Origin of the sequence: Streptomyces sp. NPDC052043, assembly GCF_044548235.1 — a bacterium.
Lineage (GTDB): Bacteria > Actinomycetota > Actinomycetes > Streptomycetales > Streptomycetaceae > Streptomyces.
The window spans coordinates 239,461-254,480 of the sequence record NZ_JBIUBT010000010.1 but is presented as its reverse complement, the minus strand read 5'-3'; the positions used below and the strand labels follow the sequence as shown (position 1 = coordinate 254,480).

Here is a 15,020-nt window from a genome sequence, read left to right as displayed (position 1 = left end):
ACAGGTAACAGCAAGTCGACTGTTTCCCACGGGGCCTGACTCACCTTGAGGGGCTTATGTGCGGCTGATACCGTGCGATGGCTTGACACTCGCCCCCGCGCCGGATACTCGCGACATCGCCCGGATCGCTGGTGGAGTGTCCGGGTTTGCAGCCCATGCAAAGAGCTTGGCAGAACGTGGCAGACGACATCTTGGGCGTACGGGGAGCGGTTGCGTGAAGATCCAGGAGCGTACGGGGGCGGGTGCGGGACGTTCCGCGGCTCCGGCTCAGCCGTCGGTCGGTGACCGGCTTCCCACGGCGCCTCGCGAGCGCAAACCGGCCCTGGCGGCCCTGGCGGTGCTGCTCATCCTGGTGGGTGCGCTGGGCGCCACGATGCTCGTGCTGCAGGCCGGGGACCGGATCGAGGTCGTCAGGGTGACGCGCGACATCCAGGCCGGAGAGTCCGTCACCTCCAACGACGTCACCTCGGTGATGGTGGCCGCCGACGACTCCGTCAACTACGTCCGGTGGTCGCAGCTGGGCACCCTGAAGACCCTCAAGGCCAAGTCCACGATCTACAAGGACACGGTCGTGATGGGCCAGATGTTCGCCGCGAAGAGCAGTCTTCCGGCCGGCAAGGCCTCCGTCGGAGTCGCCCTCAAGGAGGGGCAGTACCCGGCGGACATCAAGAGCGGCGACATCGTCGCCGTCTACCGCGTCGGCGACAACTCCGCCGCCTCCAGCTCCGGTTCCGGCGGGAGCAGCGACTCCGCGGGCTCGTCCGCCGGTGGCAACCTCCTCGTCGACAAGGCGCGGGTCAGCTCCAAGAGCGACAACAGCGACGCCGCCGTGAGCACCGGCAACCTGTCGCTCACCCTCCTCGTCGACCAGTCCGACGCCGCCGCAGTGACCCAGGCCGCCTCCGCGGGCTCCGTCGCCGTCGTCGTCGTTCCCGGCAACTGAGGACGGCGGCGCACCCATGGCCCTCATCGCACTGGCCGCCGACAAGGGTTCGCCCGGCGTCACCACCGCCGCCGTCGCGCTGGGCGCCGTCTGGCCGCGGCGCGTGCTGCTCGCCGAGACGGACCCGGCCGGCGGCGACCTCGTCTACCGCAGCGCCGCCGCACACGGCGGGCCGCTCAACCCGAACGTCGGCATGCTGTCCATCGCCGCGACCGCGCGCCGCGGCCTCGTGCCCGACCAACTGTGGGACCATGTACAGCCGTTGAGCGGCGGCCTGGAGGTCCTCGTCGGACTCGGCGTCGCCGAGCAGGCGGCCGGCCTCGCCGGGCTGTGGCCCACCCTGGGTCACGCCTTCGCCTCCCTCGCCGACTCCCCGAACGCGCCCGCCGACGTCATCGCCGACTGCGGCCGGATCAGCGGGGACACCCCCGCCGTGGAACTGTTCCCGCACGCCTCCCTCGTCCTGCTGGTCTCCCGCACCGAGCCGGAGTCCATCGCCCGCGTCCGCGACCGCGCCGCCGCGCTGTCCGCGAAGCTGCACGGCGGCCCGCGCGGCGCCGCGAGCCTGGCGACCCCCGTGATCGGCGTGGTCCTGGTCGCCGACCCGAACACCGCGGGCAAGGTCTCCGGCCAGGTCAACGACATGCTGGTGCACGCCCAGACCGGTGCGCGCGTCGTCGGCACCATCGCCGACGACCCGGCGGGCTCCGAGCAGTTGGCCGGGCGCAGGCGCGGCCGCCTCGACAAGTCCTTGCTGATCCGCTCGGCCCGCAAGGTCACCGCCGACCTGTACCAGCAGTACGGCGCCGCCTGGGCCGTGTCCGCACAGGCGCATCAGGCCCACCAGGCGCAGCAGGCGCCGCAGGGGCAGCAGACGTCACAGGCCCCGCGGGCGTACCAGGGCGGGCAAGCCGCCCCTGAGCAGTCCCATCAGGGCCAGATGAACGGTCAGCCGGGGGCCGGGCGGTGACCGCTGTCGACCACCAGCTGGTCAAGCGGTTCCGGCAGGACGCCGGTGACCGCATCGCCGAGCAGCGCCGCCTCGACCAGGTCAACGGCGTCACGCCGATGTCCGGCGAGGACGAGCGGCAGTACGCCCGCGCGGTCATAGCGCAGATCCTGGAGGAGTACGCCCGCGCCGAGATCAACGCGGGCCGTACGCCGCTGGACGCCGAGACCGAGGAGCAGTACGCGGCCGCCGTGCACGCGGCGCTGTTCGGCGTCGGCCGGCTCCAGCCCCTCCTCGACGACCCGCAGGTCGAGAACATCGACATCAACGGCTGCGACCAGGTGTTCGTCGGGTACGCCGACGGGCGCGAGGTCAAGGGCGAGCCGGTCGCCGAGACCGACGAGGAGCTGATCGAGCTCATCCAGGTGCTCGGCGCCTACTCGGGTCTGTCGTCCCGCCCCTTCGACTCCGCCAACCCGCAGCTCGACCTGCGGCTGCCGGACGGTTCGCGTCTGTCGGCCGTCATGGACGTGACCCGCCGGCCCGCGCTGTCCATCCGCCGGGCCCGGATGGGCAAGGTGTTCATCTCCGACCTGGTCGGCAACGGCACGCTCGCGCCGGAGCTCGGGCACTTCCTCGCCTGCGCGGTCCGCGCCCGCAAGAACATCATGATCGCGGGCGCGACGAACGCCGGAAAGACGACGCTGCTGCGCGCCCTCGCCAACGAGATCCCGCCGCACGAGCGGCTCATCACGGTCGAGCGGGCGCTGGAGCTCGGCCTCGACACCTTCCCCGAACTGCACCCCAACGCGGTGGCATTCGAGGAACGGCTGCCCAACTCCGAGGGACAGGGCACCATTTCCATGGCCGAGCTGGTGCGCCGGTCCCTCCGTATGAACCCCTCCCGCGTCATCGTCGGCGAGGTGCTCGGCGACGAGATCGTGACCATGCTGAACGCGATGTCGCAGGGTAACGACGGCTCGCTGTCCACGATCCACGCCAACAGCTCCAGCGAGGTCTTCAACCGCATCTCCACCTACGCGCTGCAGGCGACGGAGCGGCTGCCCATCGAGGCCAGCCAGATGCTGATCGCGGGCGCGGTGAACTTCGTCGTCTTCATCCAGCGGCGCAACAACTTCCAGAGCGGCGGCCGGCTTCAGCGCAGTGTGACCTCGGTCCGCGAGGTCAACGGCGTCGACGGCCGTGTGCTGTCCAGCGAGGTGTTCGCCGAGACGCCCGACGGCCGGGTCGTCCCGCACGCGCCCATAGCCTGCCTGGAGGACCTCATGGCGTACGGCTACCAGCCCCACGGATCCTGGGGGTGAGCGGCGTGACCGGACACCCAGTGGCACTCGGCTCGCTCGGCTCCATGGGCGGCCTGTTCTCCACCACCGTCCTGTACTCGATCGGTTCCGGCGTGGCCGTCGGTGGCGGCCTCGCCCTGCTGGTCCTCGCCGTACGCGGACTGCCCGCCAAGCCCCAGCACGAGAAGCAGAGGGCGGCCGAGCGGGCGAGCGAACTGATCCGCTTCGCCGGGCGGCGCGGCTCCCTCGCCGCCCTCGTCGGCCTGGCCGTTCTCGTGCTCACCCGGTGGGCGGTCGCCGGCGTCGCGGCCGGTGTCCTCGTCTTCTTCTGGGACCGCCTCTTCGGCGGTGCGGCGGAGGAGCGGGCCGCGATGCGCCGGGTGGAGGCCCTGGCCTCCTGGACGGAGTCGCTGCGCGACACGATCGCCGGCGCGGTCGGCCTGGAGCAGGCCATCCCGGCCTCGGCGCGCGCCGCCGCCCCGGTCCTGCGCCCCCATCTGGACGCCCTGGTCGACCGGTTGCGCGCCCGCACTCCGCTGCCCGAGGCGCTGCAACTGCTCGCCGACGAGATCGACGACGCCTCCGCCGACATCATCGTCGCCGCCCTCATCCTCAACGCCCGGCTGCGCGGGCCCGGTCTGCGCCAGGTCCTCGGCGCCCTGGCCAAGTCGGCGCGCGAGGAGGTCGACATGCGCCAGCGCGTGATGGCCCAGCGGGCCTCGACCCGGCGCTCGGTGCAGATCGTCGTCGCCGTCTCCGTCGCCTTCGTGCTCGGACTGTCCATCTTCAACCGCGACTTCGTGTCGCCGTACGGCACTCCGGTCGGCCAGTTGGTCCTCGCGCTCGTCTGCGGTCTGTTCGCACTCGGTTTCTGGTGGCTGCGCAAGCTGTCCACGATCGAGACGCCGGAACGGTTCCTGGTGCGGGACGAGACGGCGGTGCAGTTCGTACGGCCGCGCACGCCCGCCCAGCAGGAGGAAGGGGTACGTCGGTGAACCTGACGGTGCCGGTCGTGGTCGGAGCGGTCCTCGGCCTCGGTGTCTACGCCCTCGTACGCGCGCTGATGCCGTCACGGCGGAGCGCGGTCGCGCAGGTCGCGCGGATCGACGCGATGCGGGCGCGGGGCGCGGCGTACGAGACGCGGCACCAGGCCCGGGAGGAGGCGGGCCGCTTCGGCACGCTCCGCGCCCAGGTCGGCGCGCGCGTCGCCGAGTTCTATGTGCAGCAGGGCTGGGAGCAGCGCTCACTGCGCGCCGATCTCGCCGTGCTGGAGCGCAGCTGGGAGAGGTTCCTGGCGACGAAGGTGCTGCTGTCGGTGGCGGGGCTGTTCTTCGGCCCGCTGCTGTTCGCCGTGGTCTACACGCTGGGCTTCGGCCGCAGCCCGGTCATCCCGGTCTGGCTGGCCCTGCTGTGCGCGGCGCTGTTCTTCTTCCTGCCCGATCTGGAGATCCGGCGGGACGCGGCCGACAAGCGCCGCGACCTGCGCCGGGTGATCGGCGCGTATCTGGACCTGGTGTCCATGAGCCTGGCCGGCGGCCGGGGTCTGCCGGAGGCGCTGATGGCGGCGGCCGAGGTGTCCGACGGCTGGGCGAACCAGCGGATCCGCAACGCGCTCGCCGACGCCCGGATCACCGGCATCAGCCAGTGGCAGGCGCTCGGCCAGCTCGGCGAGGAACTGGGCGTGGAGGAGCTGAAGGACCTTTCGGCCTCCCTGGCCCTGGTCGCGGACGACGGCGCGAAGGTGCGCGAGTCGCTCGCCTCGCGCGCCGAGACCATGCGCCACCGCGAGATGTCCGAGATCGAGGGCAGCGCGGGCGAGAAGTCCCAGTCGATGCTCGTGGCCCAGCTGCTGTTGTGCGCGGGCTTCCTGGTGTTCCTGATCTACCCGGCGGCCATGCGGGTGTTCCAGGTATGAGCCGCCGACCCTGACAACCCTGCCAACTGCCCTGCATTCGAGAGGAAACCACTGTCATGAACGGACGAGACTTCCACACCGGGATCCCGGCCGTGGACTTCATGGTCACCTTCCTGGGCGGACGTGTGCAGCGCGCCCGCTCCGGCGAACTGGACCGTGGCGCCTCCGCGGTCGAGTGGGTCATCATCTCCGCGGTCGTCGTGGCGATCGTGGGCGTGGTGGCCGCCATCATCAACTCCGCACTGAGCCAGGGCGCCAACAAGGTCGGCGACTGCATCAAGGGTGCCAATCAGAGCGGTACCTGCTGACCGCGAACTGACGGCGAACGGGGATCGGGGACGTGGTGCAGCGCATGCGGACGTGGACACGCCGCCGGGCGGAGGCCGTACGGGAGTCGGCCTCCGGCCGGGGCGACTCCGGGATGACCGCGATCGAGTTCGTGCTGCTCACCCCCGTACTGTTCTTCATGATCTTCGCGACGGTGCAGTTCGCGCTGTACTTCTTCGCCGACCACGTCGCCCAGGCGGCGGCCCAGGCCGGCGCCCGCAAGGCCCGCGCCACGGCCGACGAGCAGCCCGGCGCCTGGCGGGGCGAGGCGCGGAACGCCGTCGACACCTACATCCGCCAACTGGGCCCGCAGCTGGTCCTGTCACCGGACGTGAAGATGCTCCAGCCGGAGCAGAACACCGTGGGCGTGGAGATCTCGGCGCGGATCCCGACGGTGTTCCCGGGCCTGAACCTCACGGTTCACGCGCAGTCGTCCGGCCCGGTGGAGAGGTTCGTGCGGGAGGGCGGGAACTAGATGAACCGCTCTTCCAGGAGGTCTCTCCCGTCCACCCGTGACGACAGCGGCCTGTCCACCGTGGAGGTCGTGATCCTCGCCCCGGTGATGATCCTCTTCATCCTGGTCCTGGTGGCCTTCGGCCAACTCGTCCAGGGCCGCGGCGCGGTCGACGGCGCGGCCCGGGACGCGGCCCGCGCGGGCTCGATCCAGAAGGACCACGCGACGGCCATGTCCGAGGCGCGCAAGGCGGCGGAGGCGGACCTGACGGACGTCTGCTCGGGGCCGGTCTCCGTGGTGCAGACGAGCGCGGGCTTCGCCCCCGACACCCTGTTCACGGTCGAGGTCAGCTGCCAGGTGCGTGGCCTGGCGTCGCTGGGCCTGAACATCCCGACGAGGCTGTCCGCGAGCTTCAGCTCGCCGCTGGATCCGTTCCGGAGGTCGGCGTGAGGCATGCCCGACAGACCTGGTGGCAGGCCCGTCGCTCCCGGATGTCCGACCGTGGCTCGGGCGCCGGCGCGGTCATCATCTTCGCCCTGGTCTTCCTCGCCCTGTCCGCCTTCGTCATCGACGGCGGCCTGTCCATCTCCAAGCGCGAACGCGCCGCGGACATAGCGGAACAGGCGGCCCGCTACGCCGCCCAGGACATCGACCGCGAGGCCCTCTACAACGACGAGGGCGGCCCCGCCCCGATCAACTACGGCAACTGCGACGCCCGCGTGAAGGCCTTCGCCCGGGAGATGAGCATGACGGGCACCGACATCGCCGCGAGCCACTGCGTGGCAGCCGACGCCGACCAGGTCCAGGTCGAGATCCAGCTGACGTACTCACCCGTCTTCACCGGCATGTTCTACGGCGGCAGCGTGGTGGTCCACGGCCGGGCGGTGGCCAAGAACGAGGTGGGGTGACGGCATCCATGAGCGATCAGCAGGCGGACATCGACCGGATCAAGGAGTGCTCCAGAGCACTGAAGCGCATCCGTGACACCTTCGCCGAACGGGGCAACCCGGCAAAAGGGTTCGGCATCTCGGAGATCGGCTCACAGCGGATCCTCGACGCCTTCTCGAAGTTCGACAGCAACTGGAAGATCCACCGGCGAAAGCTCACCGAGGAGCTGGAGTCGCTGCACGGCATCACCAAGGCCGCGGCGGAGTCGTACGAGAAGATCGACCACGAACTCGCCGAAGCGCTCCGGAACGCGGACAAGGACGGGAAGAAGGGCGCGAAGAAGTGACAAGTCGGCCCGCCGTTCACCGCTGGTCGGTGCTGGACGAGACGTCCGATCCGATCCCCGGTGACCCGTACGAGGTCGCGAGGCTCGGCCGGCAGCTGCGCAAGACCGCCGAGGCCATCGAGAAGGAGGCCCGCGAGATCAAGGCGCTGCGCTCCGTCAAGAACTGGCAGGGCAAGGCGGCCAAGGAGTTCGAGGAATCGGCGAAAGGCGCGGGCGACAAGCTGCGCAAGGCCTTCAAGCGGTACGACGAGGCAGCCACCGCCCTCGGCACACAGGTGCGCGAGAACGTGTGCAGCAACGAGTACGCCTCCGAACTGCATCGCGCCCAGCAGATGGCCGACAAGGCGCTGGGTGACGCGGAGCAGGCCCACGGCGACCTCACTTCGGCGCAGCGCTCCCTCGACGGACAGCCCGACGACACTCCGAAGGATGATCCGGACACCAAGAAGTACAACCGGCACAAGGAGCAGGCCTCTTCCAGCCTGAAGGCGGCGAAGGAGGCCCTTCAGACGGCGAAGGCGATCCGCGACAGCGCTGCGAAGGCTGCCGCCGAGGCGATCCACGACGTCATCGAAGGCGACGGACTGAAGGACGGCTTCAAGGACAAGTTCAAGAACTGGGTCCACGAGAATGCCGGCTGGCTCACTAAACTGTCCAAAATCGCCGGAAGAATCGCCTTGTGGGCAGGTGTGCTGTCCCTCGCCCTCGGGTGGATCCCCGTCATCGGCCAGGCCATCGCCGCGGTCGCGAACGCGGTGGCGCTGTTCTTCAGCATCGTTGCGTTCGCCACGGACCTGGTGCTCTGGCTGGGCGGTGAGGGAAGCGGGATGTCGGTGTTCCTCGACTTCGTGGGCCTTGCGACGTTCGGTATCGGACGGGCTGCGATGGCGGGCGCCAAGGGAGCGGCGACCGGGACCAAGGTCGTGGCCCGCAGCAACCTGTTCAAACAGGCCATCGCCTCGGGCATGAAGACGAACAGGGCGTGGAACTTCGTCAACCGCAATATTCCGGGCGCGCTCCGCGGAAAGGCTGGGGCCAACGCCCTGGCGAGCATGCCGAAGGGGAAGCTGCCTTCGTGGAACAACCTTAAGGAGGGGTTCAGGCCGAGTGCCATCTACCGGGATACCGTTGACGGCATGAAGTCGATCGGAAACCCATTCTCCAAGCAGGCCTGGCGGGAAGGAGCCCGTGAAATGGCTGCACCGCGTTCGTTGAACACACTGGACCCCGATCTGGCCAAGGCCGCGAGTGATCTCAAGAGCATGTCACCTGCGGCTCTGGAGATGTCCGATGTTGTCCGTGGGGTGAGCAACTTCTCGGGGCAGGCTACCGTCTGGACTGGGGCGACCGCCGCGGGAATTGCGGCGGGAGCCGAAGGCGCCTACGGATCGGTGACGAATCTCTACCACAAGGTCATCCCGTGATCCGCGAACCGGCACTCAGGCCTGCGGCTTCACGCGGGCCCGGCCTCGAAATGTGCTACCGCTCACGGCTTTATCTGGACGGCGGTGACCTTGTACTGCAGACCCGCACGCGCAGGCAGAGGTTTCCGATCGGAGACGGCGGTATCACGCGTGCGGTCTTTCTCGACATCCCCGGTGCCGACATGGAACGCATGGGGCCCACGATCGAAGGCTCGTGGGGAGAGGTCCAGCTGCAGGGCCGAGATGGTGCGCTGGTCGGCTCCTTCGACATCGAGAGCTGGCTGCCCGAGTCGCCTGTTCTCCCCAAGGGGACCGTTCATGGCCAACAAGTCCTCGAGCGTACGGGTGTGGCCGAACTGTTCAAGGCCGCGGGCCTTCCCCTTCACGTGGTGAAGGACAGGAACAACTCGCTGGTGACACCAAGTTCGCGTCGACGTGGGGCAAAGTCTCTCGCTCCTGGGACTGCGTTCCCCCTGTGGTACTGGGGACTTCGCCTCGTGGCTGGAGCAGCCTGGTTCGCTCTTTTCACAGTGGTCCTGTTGTTGGACACGACCGAACCCTTGGCCATCCTGCTGCTGGCCGCCACCGCCCTCGTCGGCCCGGTGGCGCGGCTGGCCCTGCGGGCGTGGACCCGGCTGCGTCTGCGGCGGTGTGTCCCCGTCGTACGGGAGCGGATCCGACCCGCGCCCGCGGAAGGGACGGCAGCGTCCGTCAGGTTCTGCCGGGACACGGAGTTGCGTGTGCAGGACCGCGATCTCGTTCTGCGCGACCTCGGCGGGCGGGAATACTGGCTTCCGCTCACCGGTCCGCACGCTCTGACCTCTTTGGTGCTCGTGCGCGACCGGGCAGGTCAGCCCCTCGGCGTAGAACTGTGTGGCCCGCACGACCAAGTGCGAGCCGTGCTTCCGTGGAGAGTCTGGTTCGGCGGCGAGATGGGCGCGGACGGATGGTCCAGGCTGCGCCGGGCCACCGGACTGACCTCCTCCGAGCGCAGGTTGAGTGAGAAGGCCGTCTTGCTCAAGCAATCCGTACTCGGTCCCGAACTGCGACCTGAATCCGCCCGTACGGCACGCGGGTTGGCTCGCTTCCCCAGCACCATTGCTGGACTGTCGTCCACCGCCATCATGGCGTTCGGATCGTGGTTCTCCATCGTCCAGGGCCTATGGATCGAGGACATACACCCCCGGACGGCAATGGCGGCGATCCTCGCAGGGGCGGTCGGCCTCGTCCTGCAGGCCGTGCCCTACGCCGCACACCAGCTACGCAGCCGGCTCTGGCTGGAACGACCGGCACCGACTCAGACCCCCACGGAGCAACCCGCATGAACCAGACCGAGGAGACCGCTCCCCCGGGCGACTACCGGCTGCTGCTTCCCGACGGGTGGTTCCGGATCCTCCTGGAGCCCGAGCAGCGGGACAGGGCGATCGACGCGCTCGTGGAGCGCCAGTTCGACGGCATCGACAACGCGCCGCACCTCAAGGAGGAACTCCGCAGGGACATGCGGCGCCGCACCGCCAAGGCGTACCGCAGCGGTGGTATCGAGCTGTACCTCAGCCTCCAGGAGGTCGGCCCCGTCACCATTCCCGCCTCGCTGCTGGTCACCCTGGCGCCACCGCGGCACCCCGAGCCGCTGCCGCTCGAAGCCCTGGCACAGCGGTTCGCCGACGAAGGCGAGGGATCGGTGAGCATCGAGGAGCTGAGTTCGGGCCCCGCCGTCCGAGTCCGCAGGCTGACACCGCAGGACCGGGACGAGGAAGGCACCGAGCCCCCGCACAACTCGCTCTCGGTGGAGTACCACCTCCCCGTCCCCGCCACCACCGCGTTCCTCCTGCTGACCTTCTCCACACCACTTGAGCCGATCGCGGACGCGATGGCCGGACTCTTCGACGCGATCGCCGACTCTTTCACCTGGACGGATTGACCGAGAACATGACCGACGACCTTTCCAACCTCGGCCTGGAGTGCTCGGAGGACTGGGTGCCCTTCCCCGTCGCCGGGAGCGTGGACCTGGACTACTGGGCCAAGAGCCAGTCCGAGGAACTCGCCGTGCGGTACGCGCAGGACGGCCAGACGGGCGACGCCCGCCGCCTGGCACGGGACCTGAAGCGCACGGCCGCCGACTGCCACACCCGTGATCCGCTGGCCGCCTTCGGCTGGTACCTGAGCGGCCACGAGACGGTGGCGGCCATCATGGAACTCGACGGCATCCACCCCGACGAGACGTTCCCTGAGATCACCCTTGACCTGCTGGTCGAGCACATGTCCGGTCACGACTTCGGCGAACCGGACGTGCGCGAGGTACGGCTTCCGCTCGGCGACGCCGTCCGCATCCGGCAGAACCTGATCGGCGAGAAGAAGGGCTTCTTCGGCCCACGCCCGGTGATCCACACGGTGTTCTACGGCGTCCGCCCGGACGGTATGGAGACGGCGCTCACGATGCTGGTCTCCTGGACGGAAGCGGTCCTGGACGAGCCGGCCGAGCAGCAGGCCGACAAGATCGCGAAGACGCTCTCACTCTGACAGCAACCGCCGGTACGCCGCGATGCGCCGACGCATGAAGATCCGGGAGGCCCCCAGCACAAGCAGCAGAGCTGCGACCGTACCGGCCCCGACCCGCAGTCCTGCGGCGTACAGCTCACCGTTCACCAGCAGAGCGAGAAGAACGACGAGCGGAATGCCGATGAGCACCGGCCGCAACGGCTGCCGCCGGATCGCACCGTAGTAGTCGACGGCGATCCTGGCGTGCAGCAGCCTCACCTCGCGCCGAGCCTCCGGCAGCGTCAGCACCGGCACAGGCCAGGAACGCATCCCGGGCAGCCGACCGCCTTCGGTGGCATCGGGAAACCGTTCCCTCATCCGCGCGGCCCGCTCAGGCTCGTCCGGCAGGCGCCGGAAGACGAAGAAGGGCGTGCCGGACTCTCGCAGGTCCGGATCCAACCCGTCGTAGCGGTAGCCGTACTGCTCGGCAAGGTACGCGAACTGCGCGAACTTCCGGAGTGACGGCCACGGGACCTCTGTCGTGTACGACAAGTCGATGTCGACTGGAACGGCATCTCTGGAGTCCCGCTCCGTTTCGCGCAGGAGCCTCTTCAGATGCCGCCGCAGGCTCAAACCCCCTCTTCTGCCGCCGCTTTGAGCGAGTCGAGGAAGGTGGCGAAGGCTGCCGCCGGGAAGGAGAGGGTGGCTCGGGCGGGGGCCTTTGAGTCGCGGACGGCTATCTGGGTGTGCAGGTTCGCTATCTCCACGCAGGTGTTGCCGTCTCCCCCGCCGGAGAACGACGACTTCTGCCAACGGATGACCTGCTCCATACGGGCACCTCACAGTTCCTTCGTCAGGTGGTGGATGAAGTCCCGGGAAGCCACGGGCTCCAGAGCTGCCTTCTCCACTCTATTGAGGAGGGCTCGGAAGCGTGTCAGCTGGGATTCGGCGTCGATGAAGGCTGTGCCGTGCGGGGCATCGCGCAGAACCGTGTCCAGGCGGGGGAGCGGGCCGCCCACGTACACCATCTCGATTCCGGCTCCGGCGAAGCCCTCTCTGGCGAACGGGATGACCCGCACGGTCGTATGTCCACATTCGATCTCCTGCAGGATGTGCAGGAGCTGAGAACGGGCGACCCCGCGATCGGACACCAGGATGCGGAGCGCCGCCTCGTGCACGGTCGTCTCGTACGGCGTTGGGAGCTTGCGGTTGAGCACGGCCCGGCGCCTCATGCGGTGTTCGACCCGAGGTTCCAGTTCGCTCTCGGGCAGTTCCGGGACCATGTAACCGAAGACGGCACGTGCGTAGTCCCGGGTTTGGAGGAGTCCGGGGACGTGGCTGATGACCACTTCGCGCAGGAACGCCGCGTGATGCTCCGCCTCGGCGACATCCAGGAACACGGGAGGAAGTACCGCGCGGTACTCGTCCCACCAGCCGCGCGTGCGCTCGCCTCCCATCGCCACCAGCGCGTCGATCAACACCTCGTCCGCGCAGGCGTAATGGGACGCCAGGCGACGAATGCGCTCCTCGCTGACGCCCGCGATGCCTGCCTCCACCTGGCTCACCTGAGCCGAGGTCGAATTCAGGAACGCTGCCACATCGCGGGCCTTCAAGCCGGCGGATTCCCGCAACCTGCGTAGTTCGGTGCCCAGACGTCGCTGGCGCGCGGTGGGATGGCTCCTTGGTGCCATGTTCCCTCCCGTCTCCAACGCCCCTCAGTACGAGCCGCGTTCGGGTGTCAGACTATGCCAATCGGTTGCAGGGGCAGAAATTAATGCCCTACCGTCGGTGACGCGACGCACACGCTGCGGCAGTCCGGGGCCCCGGAAGCGCACCGCTCCGTCCTGCCACGACGGTTGCGGCAAGGCCACCGCCCGCCACCGCGGCGCCATCCCTACCCTGCCTCACGTCACTGGAGTGCCCCATGCCCGAAAACGAACCGTGGGAGTACACCCTGTACATCCCGAACGACGCCCGCGCCGTGACCATCTCCCGTAGGACCCTCCGTCTGATCCTCACGATGCACGGCCTCATCCGCCTCATCGACACGGCCGAGTTGCTGGCCACGGAACTGGTCTCCAACGCCGTACGGCACACCAAAGGGCCGGCCGCCCTGCGGGTGCGCTGGTCGGTGGGCGTACTGCGGATCGGGGCGTGGGACACCGACCCCGCGCCGCCCGAGCCTCCGATGCCACTGGAGCAGGTCGTCGACCTGGAGGAGGGACGCGGGCTCGCCCTGGTCCGGGCCTGCGCCGACCTTTGGGGCTGGCAGCCACTGTCCAGGGAGGGCAACCGGGGCAAGTACGTGTGGTGTGACCTGCTGGCGGCGTAACTCGTTGATCACATCGGATGGAAAGGAGGGCGGATGGTCAGCTCGTCGCACGAAGGTCTGCATCAGGCCAGAAGGATCCGGCGGGTTTCACCCGCACGCTTCAGCGTGTACTGCACATCCCGATTCCCGAACCGCGCGACTTCGCGGTACTCAACGCGGACCTGACGGAGATCGAGCCGGTCGAGCGCCGCGTGGACACGCTGCTGCGGGCGGAGACGGACGAAGGGACGTACCTTCTGGTCGTCGAGTCCCAGGGCAAGCGGGACGAGGACAAACGCGGAAGCTGGGCCTACTACCTCAGCTACTTGTACGCGAAGTACCGCTGGGAGCCGGTGCTGATCGTTCTGACACAGAGCAGATCCACGGCACGCTGGGCGACGCGGCCGATCCGCCTGGGCCTGCCCGGCTGGCACTCGCTCACTGTACGGCCCCTGGTGCTGAGCCCGGAGAACGTGCCGCTTATCGCCGACGAGGCGGAGGCCCAGCGAGATGTCTTTCTCGCGGCGTTTTCGGCGATGACGCATGGTAAGGGGCCGGGTGCCGCTGCCATACTGAAACCGCTGGCGGAAGCCCTGGCGACCACCGATACCGACAGCGCTGGAATGCTCGCGCAGTTTGTCGAGTCGTGCCTGGTCGATGTCCAGGCCAAGCAGATCTGGAAGGAGCTGATGATGCCGGTCAACTACTTCTTCCGGCACGAGGTCGCCGAGAAGGTACGGGAACAGGCCCGCGAGGAGGGTGTGGAGAAGGAGCGTGCGTCGATGGTCCTCCGGATCCTCGGCTGGCGTGGCATCCCCGTATCGGACTCCACACGCGATCGAGTGACGACCTGCTCCGACCTGGACCAACTCGAGGTCTGGGCCCAGCGGGCCGTCCACGCCACCAACGCAGAGGAGCTGTTCGTGGACACTGGCGACGGGTCAGCCTGAGGGTGGCGTCCGACCTGGGTGGTTCGGCGCTTGACCGACTGGATACGGCTGGCCGTTTGTGGATCACGTCGTCTTCTACGGCGTCCGCGGGCTGCAACCCCGTCGAGATCAGCTGTTGGCGGGAGGCCGGTTGATTCCAGCGACCTGAAGCATCCTCTGATACTTGGCCAGCCTACGACGTGTGGCAATGCGCACCACGCACAAGTAGAGGAGGTACGCCGCCGAAAGGCAGCCGGCGAGCAGCGTCGAGGTAGGAGTAACCCCTCTGATGAGCAAGGCCAGGAAGAGCCCGAGGGGAACGGCGAGAGCCAGTCGCCAGAGCCGCTTCTTGCCGATTCCGCCGAGGAGATCCACTTGGATCCGGGCGTGCAAAAGGTCCACTTCCTGCCGGACCTCGGGGCGAGGTGTGAGGCCGTCGCCCCCTGGCAGCATTCCCGGGAACGGTCCGTTCGGAAGAGGGCTTGGGTACTGCACCTGCGTACGTGCAGCACGTTCCTCGGCATCGGGCAGACGACGGAAGCCGAAGACGGGGAAGCTTCTCCCGGATGAGGAGTAGTAGGGGGCCGGCCCCGTGTAGCGGTAGCCGTACTGTTCGGCAACGTAGGCGTAGGCAGCCAACTGGTACTTGGTGGGCCATGGGTTGATCAAGGTGTGCAACTGCACGTTCCGAGAGCCGTCCTCCATTAGCTCCTTGAAGTACCTCCGAAGGATCATTGCTGGGGATTTCTCTC

The 15,020-nt window shown here is 68.6% G+C and carries 19 protein-coding genes and 1 pseudogene; 16 read left to right on the top strand and 4 right to left on the bottom strand.

Features of this window, described 5'->3' with window-relative positions:
- The first annotated feature begins 214 nt into the window (after positions 1 to 214).
- Genes ACIHCX_RS25365 through ACIHCX_RS25300 form a run of 14 tightly spaced genes read left to right on the top strand, consistent with a single transcriptional unit; the run spans position 215 to position 11,070 of the window.
- Positions 215 to 943: a hypothetical protein gene (locus ACIHCX_RS25365; protein WP_400033154.1), complete on the top strand. Its 729-nt coding sequence runs from the start codon at positions 215 to 217 to the stop codon at positions 941 to 943.
- 16 nt (positions 944 to 959) lie between these two features.
- Entirely contained in the window at positions 960 to 1,913 is a 954-nt protein-coding gene (locus ACIHCX_RS25360; protein WP_400033152.1) for a hypothetical protein, read from the top strand.
- Positions 1,910 to 3,217, top strand: coding sequence for a CpaF family protein (locus ACIHCX_RS25355; protein WP_400033150.1), 1,308 nt, complete (start codon positions 1,910 to 1,912; stop codon positions 3,215 to 3,217). Before ACIHCX_RS25360 ends, ACIHCX_RS25355 begins: the two co-directional genes overlap by 4 nt.
- A 44-nt stretch (positions 3,218 to 3,261) precedes the next feature.
- Positions 3,262 to 4,191 carry a type II secretion system F family protein gene (locus tag ACIHCX_RS25350; protein ID WP_400033313.1) on the top strand — a complete coding sequence of 310 codons (930 nt, stop codon included), beginning with the start codon at positions 3,262 to 3,264 and terminating at the stop codon, positions 4,189 to 4,191.
- Complete coding sequence (locus ACIHCX_RS25345) at positions 4,188 to 5,111, top strand: type II secretion system F family protein (protein ID WP_400033148.1); 924 nt, start codon at positions 4,188 to 4,190, stop codon at positions 5,109 to 5,111. Before ACIHCX_RS25350 ends, ACIHCX_RS25345 begins: the two co-directional genes overlap by 4 nt.
- A gap of 56 nt (positions 5,112 to 5,167) precedes the next feature.
- Positions 5,168 to 5,419 carry a hypothetical protein gene (locus ACIHCX_RS25340; protein WP_400033146.1) on the top strand — a complete coding sequence of 84 codons (252 nt, stop codon included), beginning with the start codon at positions 5,168 to 5,170 and terminating at the stop codon, positions 5,417 to 5,419.
- A 44-nt stretch (positions 5,420 to 5,463) separates the two neighbouring features.
- Positions 5,464 to 5,913: a TadE family protein gene (locus ACIHCX_RS25335; RefSeq protein ID WP_400033144.1), complete on the top strand. Its 450-nt coding sequence runs from the start codon at positions 5,464 to 5,466 to the stop codon at positions 5,911 to 5,913.
- Complete coding sequence (locus tag ACIHCX_RS25330; RefSeq protein ID WP_400033142.1) at positions 5,914 to 6,342, top strand: TadE/TadG family type IV pilus assembly protein; 429 nt, start codon at positions 5,914 to 5,916, stop codon at positions 6,340 to 6,342.
- Between the two features lie 41 nt (positions 6,343 to 6,383).
- The gene (locus ACIHCX_RS25325; protein ID WP_400033311.1) at positions 6,384 to 6,800 is read left to right on the top strand and encodes a pilus assembly protein TadG-related protein; all 417 of its coding nucleotides are present in this window, start codon (positions 6,384 to 6,386) and stop codon (positions 6,798 to 6,800) included.
- An 8-nt stretch (positions 6,801 to 6,808) separates the two neighbouring features.
- The gene (locus ACIHCX_RS25320) at positions 6,809 to 7,126 is read left to right on the top strand and encodes a hypothetical protein (protein WP_400033140.1); all 318 of its coding nucleotides are present in this window, start codon (positions 6,809 to 6,811) and stop codon (positions 7,124 to 7,126) included.
- Positions 7,127 to 7,155: 29 nt separating this feature from the next.
- Entirely contained in the window at positions 7,156 to 8,550 is a 1,395-nt protein-coding gene (locus ACIHCX_RS25315; RefSeq protein ID WP_400033138.1) for a putative T7SS-secreted protein, read from the top strand.
- The gene (locus ACIHCX_RS25310; protein ID WP_400033136.1) at positions 8,547 to 9,875 is read left to right on the top strand and encodes a hypothetical protein; all 1,329 of its coding nucleotides are present in this window, start codon (positions 8,547 to 8,549) and stop codon (positions 9,873 to 9,875) included. Before ACIHCX_RS25315 ends, ACIHCX_RS25310 begins: the two co-directional genes overlap by 4 nt.
- A complete protein-coding gene (locus tag ACIHCX_RS25305; protein ID WP_400033134.1) occupies positions 9,872 to 10,471 on the top strand; it encodes a hypothetical protein in 600 nt (199 codons plus the stop codon). The genes ACIHCX_RS25310 and ACIHCX_RS25305 overlap by 4 nt, the downstream gene beginning before the upstream one ends.
- Positions 10,472 to 10,479: 8 nt before the next feature.
- Complete coding sequence (locus tag ACIHCX_RS25300) at positions 10,480 to 11,070, top strand: hypothetical protein (protein ID WP_400033132.1); 591 nt, start codon at positions 10,480 to 10,482, stop codon at positions 11,068 to 11,070.
- Here ACIHCX_RS25300 and ACIHCX_RS25295 read toward each other — a convergent pair.
- The 3 genes from ACIHCX_RS25295 to ACIHCX_RS25285 are packed head-to-tail and all read right to left on the bottom strand — an operon-like array spanning position 11,062 to position 12,719.
- Positions 11,062 to 11,661, bottom strand: coding sequence for a hypothetical protein (locus tag ACIHCX_RS25295; RefSeq protein ID WP_400033130.1), 600 nt, complete (start codon positions 11,659 to 11,661; stop codon positions 11,062 to 11,064). The two genes, ACIHCX_RS25300 and ACIHCX_RS25295, sit on opposite strands and share 9 nt — an antisense overlap.
- The gene (locus ACIHCX_RS25290) at positions 11,658 to 11,858 is read right to left on the bottom strand and encodes a DUF397 domain-containing protein (protein ID WP_400033128.1); all 201 of its coding nucleotides are present in this window, start codon (positions 11,856 to 11,858) and stop codon (positions 11,658 to 11,660) included. Before ACIHCX_RS25290 ends, ACIHCX_RS25295 begins: the two co-directional genes overlap by 4 nt.
- 9 nt (positions 11,859 to 11,867) lie before the next feature.
- A complete protein-coding gene (locus ACIHCX_RS25285; RefSeq protein ID WP_400033126.1) occupies positions 11,868 to 12,719 on the bottom strand; it encodes a helix-turn-helix domain-containing protein in 852 nt (283 codons plus the stop codon).
- 233 nt (positions 12,720 to 12,952) lie between these two features.
- On the opposite strand from ACIHCX_RS25285, the gene ACIHCX_RS25280 reads away from it, so the two are divergent.
- Positions 12,953 to 13,360, top strand: coding sequence for an ATP-binding protein (locus ACIHCX_RS25280; RefSeq protein ID WP_400033125.1), 408 nt, complete (start codon positions 12,953 to 12,955; stop codon positions 13,358 to 13,360).
- A 33-nt stretch (positions 13,361 to 13,393) separates the two neighbouring features.
- Positions 13,394 to 14,289: pseudogene (locus tag ACIHCX_RS25275) on the top strand (hypothetical protein).
- Between the two features lie 108 nt (positions 14,290 to 14,397).
- On the opposite strand, the gene ACIHCX_RS25270 reads toward ACIHCX_RS25275, so the two are convergent.
- Positions 14,398 to 15,003, bottom strand: coding sequence for a hypothetical protein (locus ACIHCX_RS25270; RefSeq protein ID WP_400033123.1), 606 nt, complete (start codon positions 15,001 to 15,003; stop codon positions 14,398 to 14,400).
- Positions 15,004 to 15,020: the final 17 nt, after the last annotated feature.

Bases quoted from the DNA above. Each gene is read 5' to 3' on its own strand.
- ACIHCX_RS25360 (WP_400033152.1), top strand. From the start codon at position 960: ATGGCCCTCATCGCACTGGCCGCCGACAAGGGTTCGCCCGGCGTCACC.
- ACIHCX_RS25350 (WP_400033313.1), top strand. From the start codon at position 3,262: ATGGGCGGCCTGTTCTCCACCACCGTCCTGTACTCGATCGGTTCCGGC.
- ACIHCX_RS25340 (WP_400033146.1), top strand. From the start codon at position 5,168: ATGAACGGACGAGACTTCCACACCGGGATCCCGGCCGTGGACTTCATG.
- ACIHCX_RS25335 (WP_400033144.1), top strand. From the start codon at position 5,464: ATGCGGACGTGGACACGCCGCCGGGCGGAGGCCGTACGGGAGTCGGCC.
- ACIHCX_RS25330 (WP_400033142.1), top strand. From the start codon at position 5,914: ATGAACCGCTCTTCCAGGAGGTCTCTCCCGTCCACCCGTGACGACAGC.
- ACIHCX_RS25325 (WP_400033311.1), top strand. From the start codon at position 6,384: ATGTCCGACCGTGGCTCGGGCGCCGGCGCGGTCATCATCTTCGCCCTG.
- ACIHCX_RS25320 (WP_400033140.1), top strand. From the start codon at position 6,809: ATGAGCGATCAGCAGGCGGACATCGACCGGATCAAGGAGTGCTCCAGA.
- ACIHCX_RS25305 (WP_400033134.1), top strand. From the start codon at position 9,872: ATGAACCAGACCGAGGAGACCGCTCCCCCGGGCGACTACCGGCTGCTG.
- ACIHCX_RS25300 (WP_400033132.1), top strand. From the start codon at position 10,480: ATGACCGACGACCTTTCCAACCTCGGCCTGGAGTGCTCGGAGGACTGG.
- ACIHCX_RS25290 (WP_400033128.1), bottom strand. From the start codon at position 11,858: ATGGAGCAGGTCATCCGTTGGCAGAAGTCGTCGTTCTCCGGCGGGGGA.
- ACIHCX_RS25285 (WP_400033126.1), bottom strand. From the start codon at position 12,719: ATGGCACCAAGGAGCCATCCCACCGCGCGCCAGCGACGTCTGGGCACC.
- ACIHCX_RS25280 (WP_400033125.1), top strand. From the start codon at position 12,953: ATGCCCGAAAACGAACCGTGGGAGTACACCCTGTACATCCCGAACGAC.
- ACIHCX_RS25270 (WP_400033123.1), bottom strand. From the start codon at position 15,003: ATGATCCTTCGGAGGTACTTCAAGGAGCTAATGGAGGACGGCTCTCGG.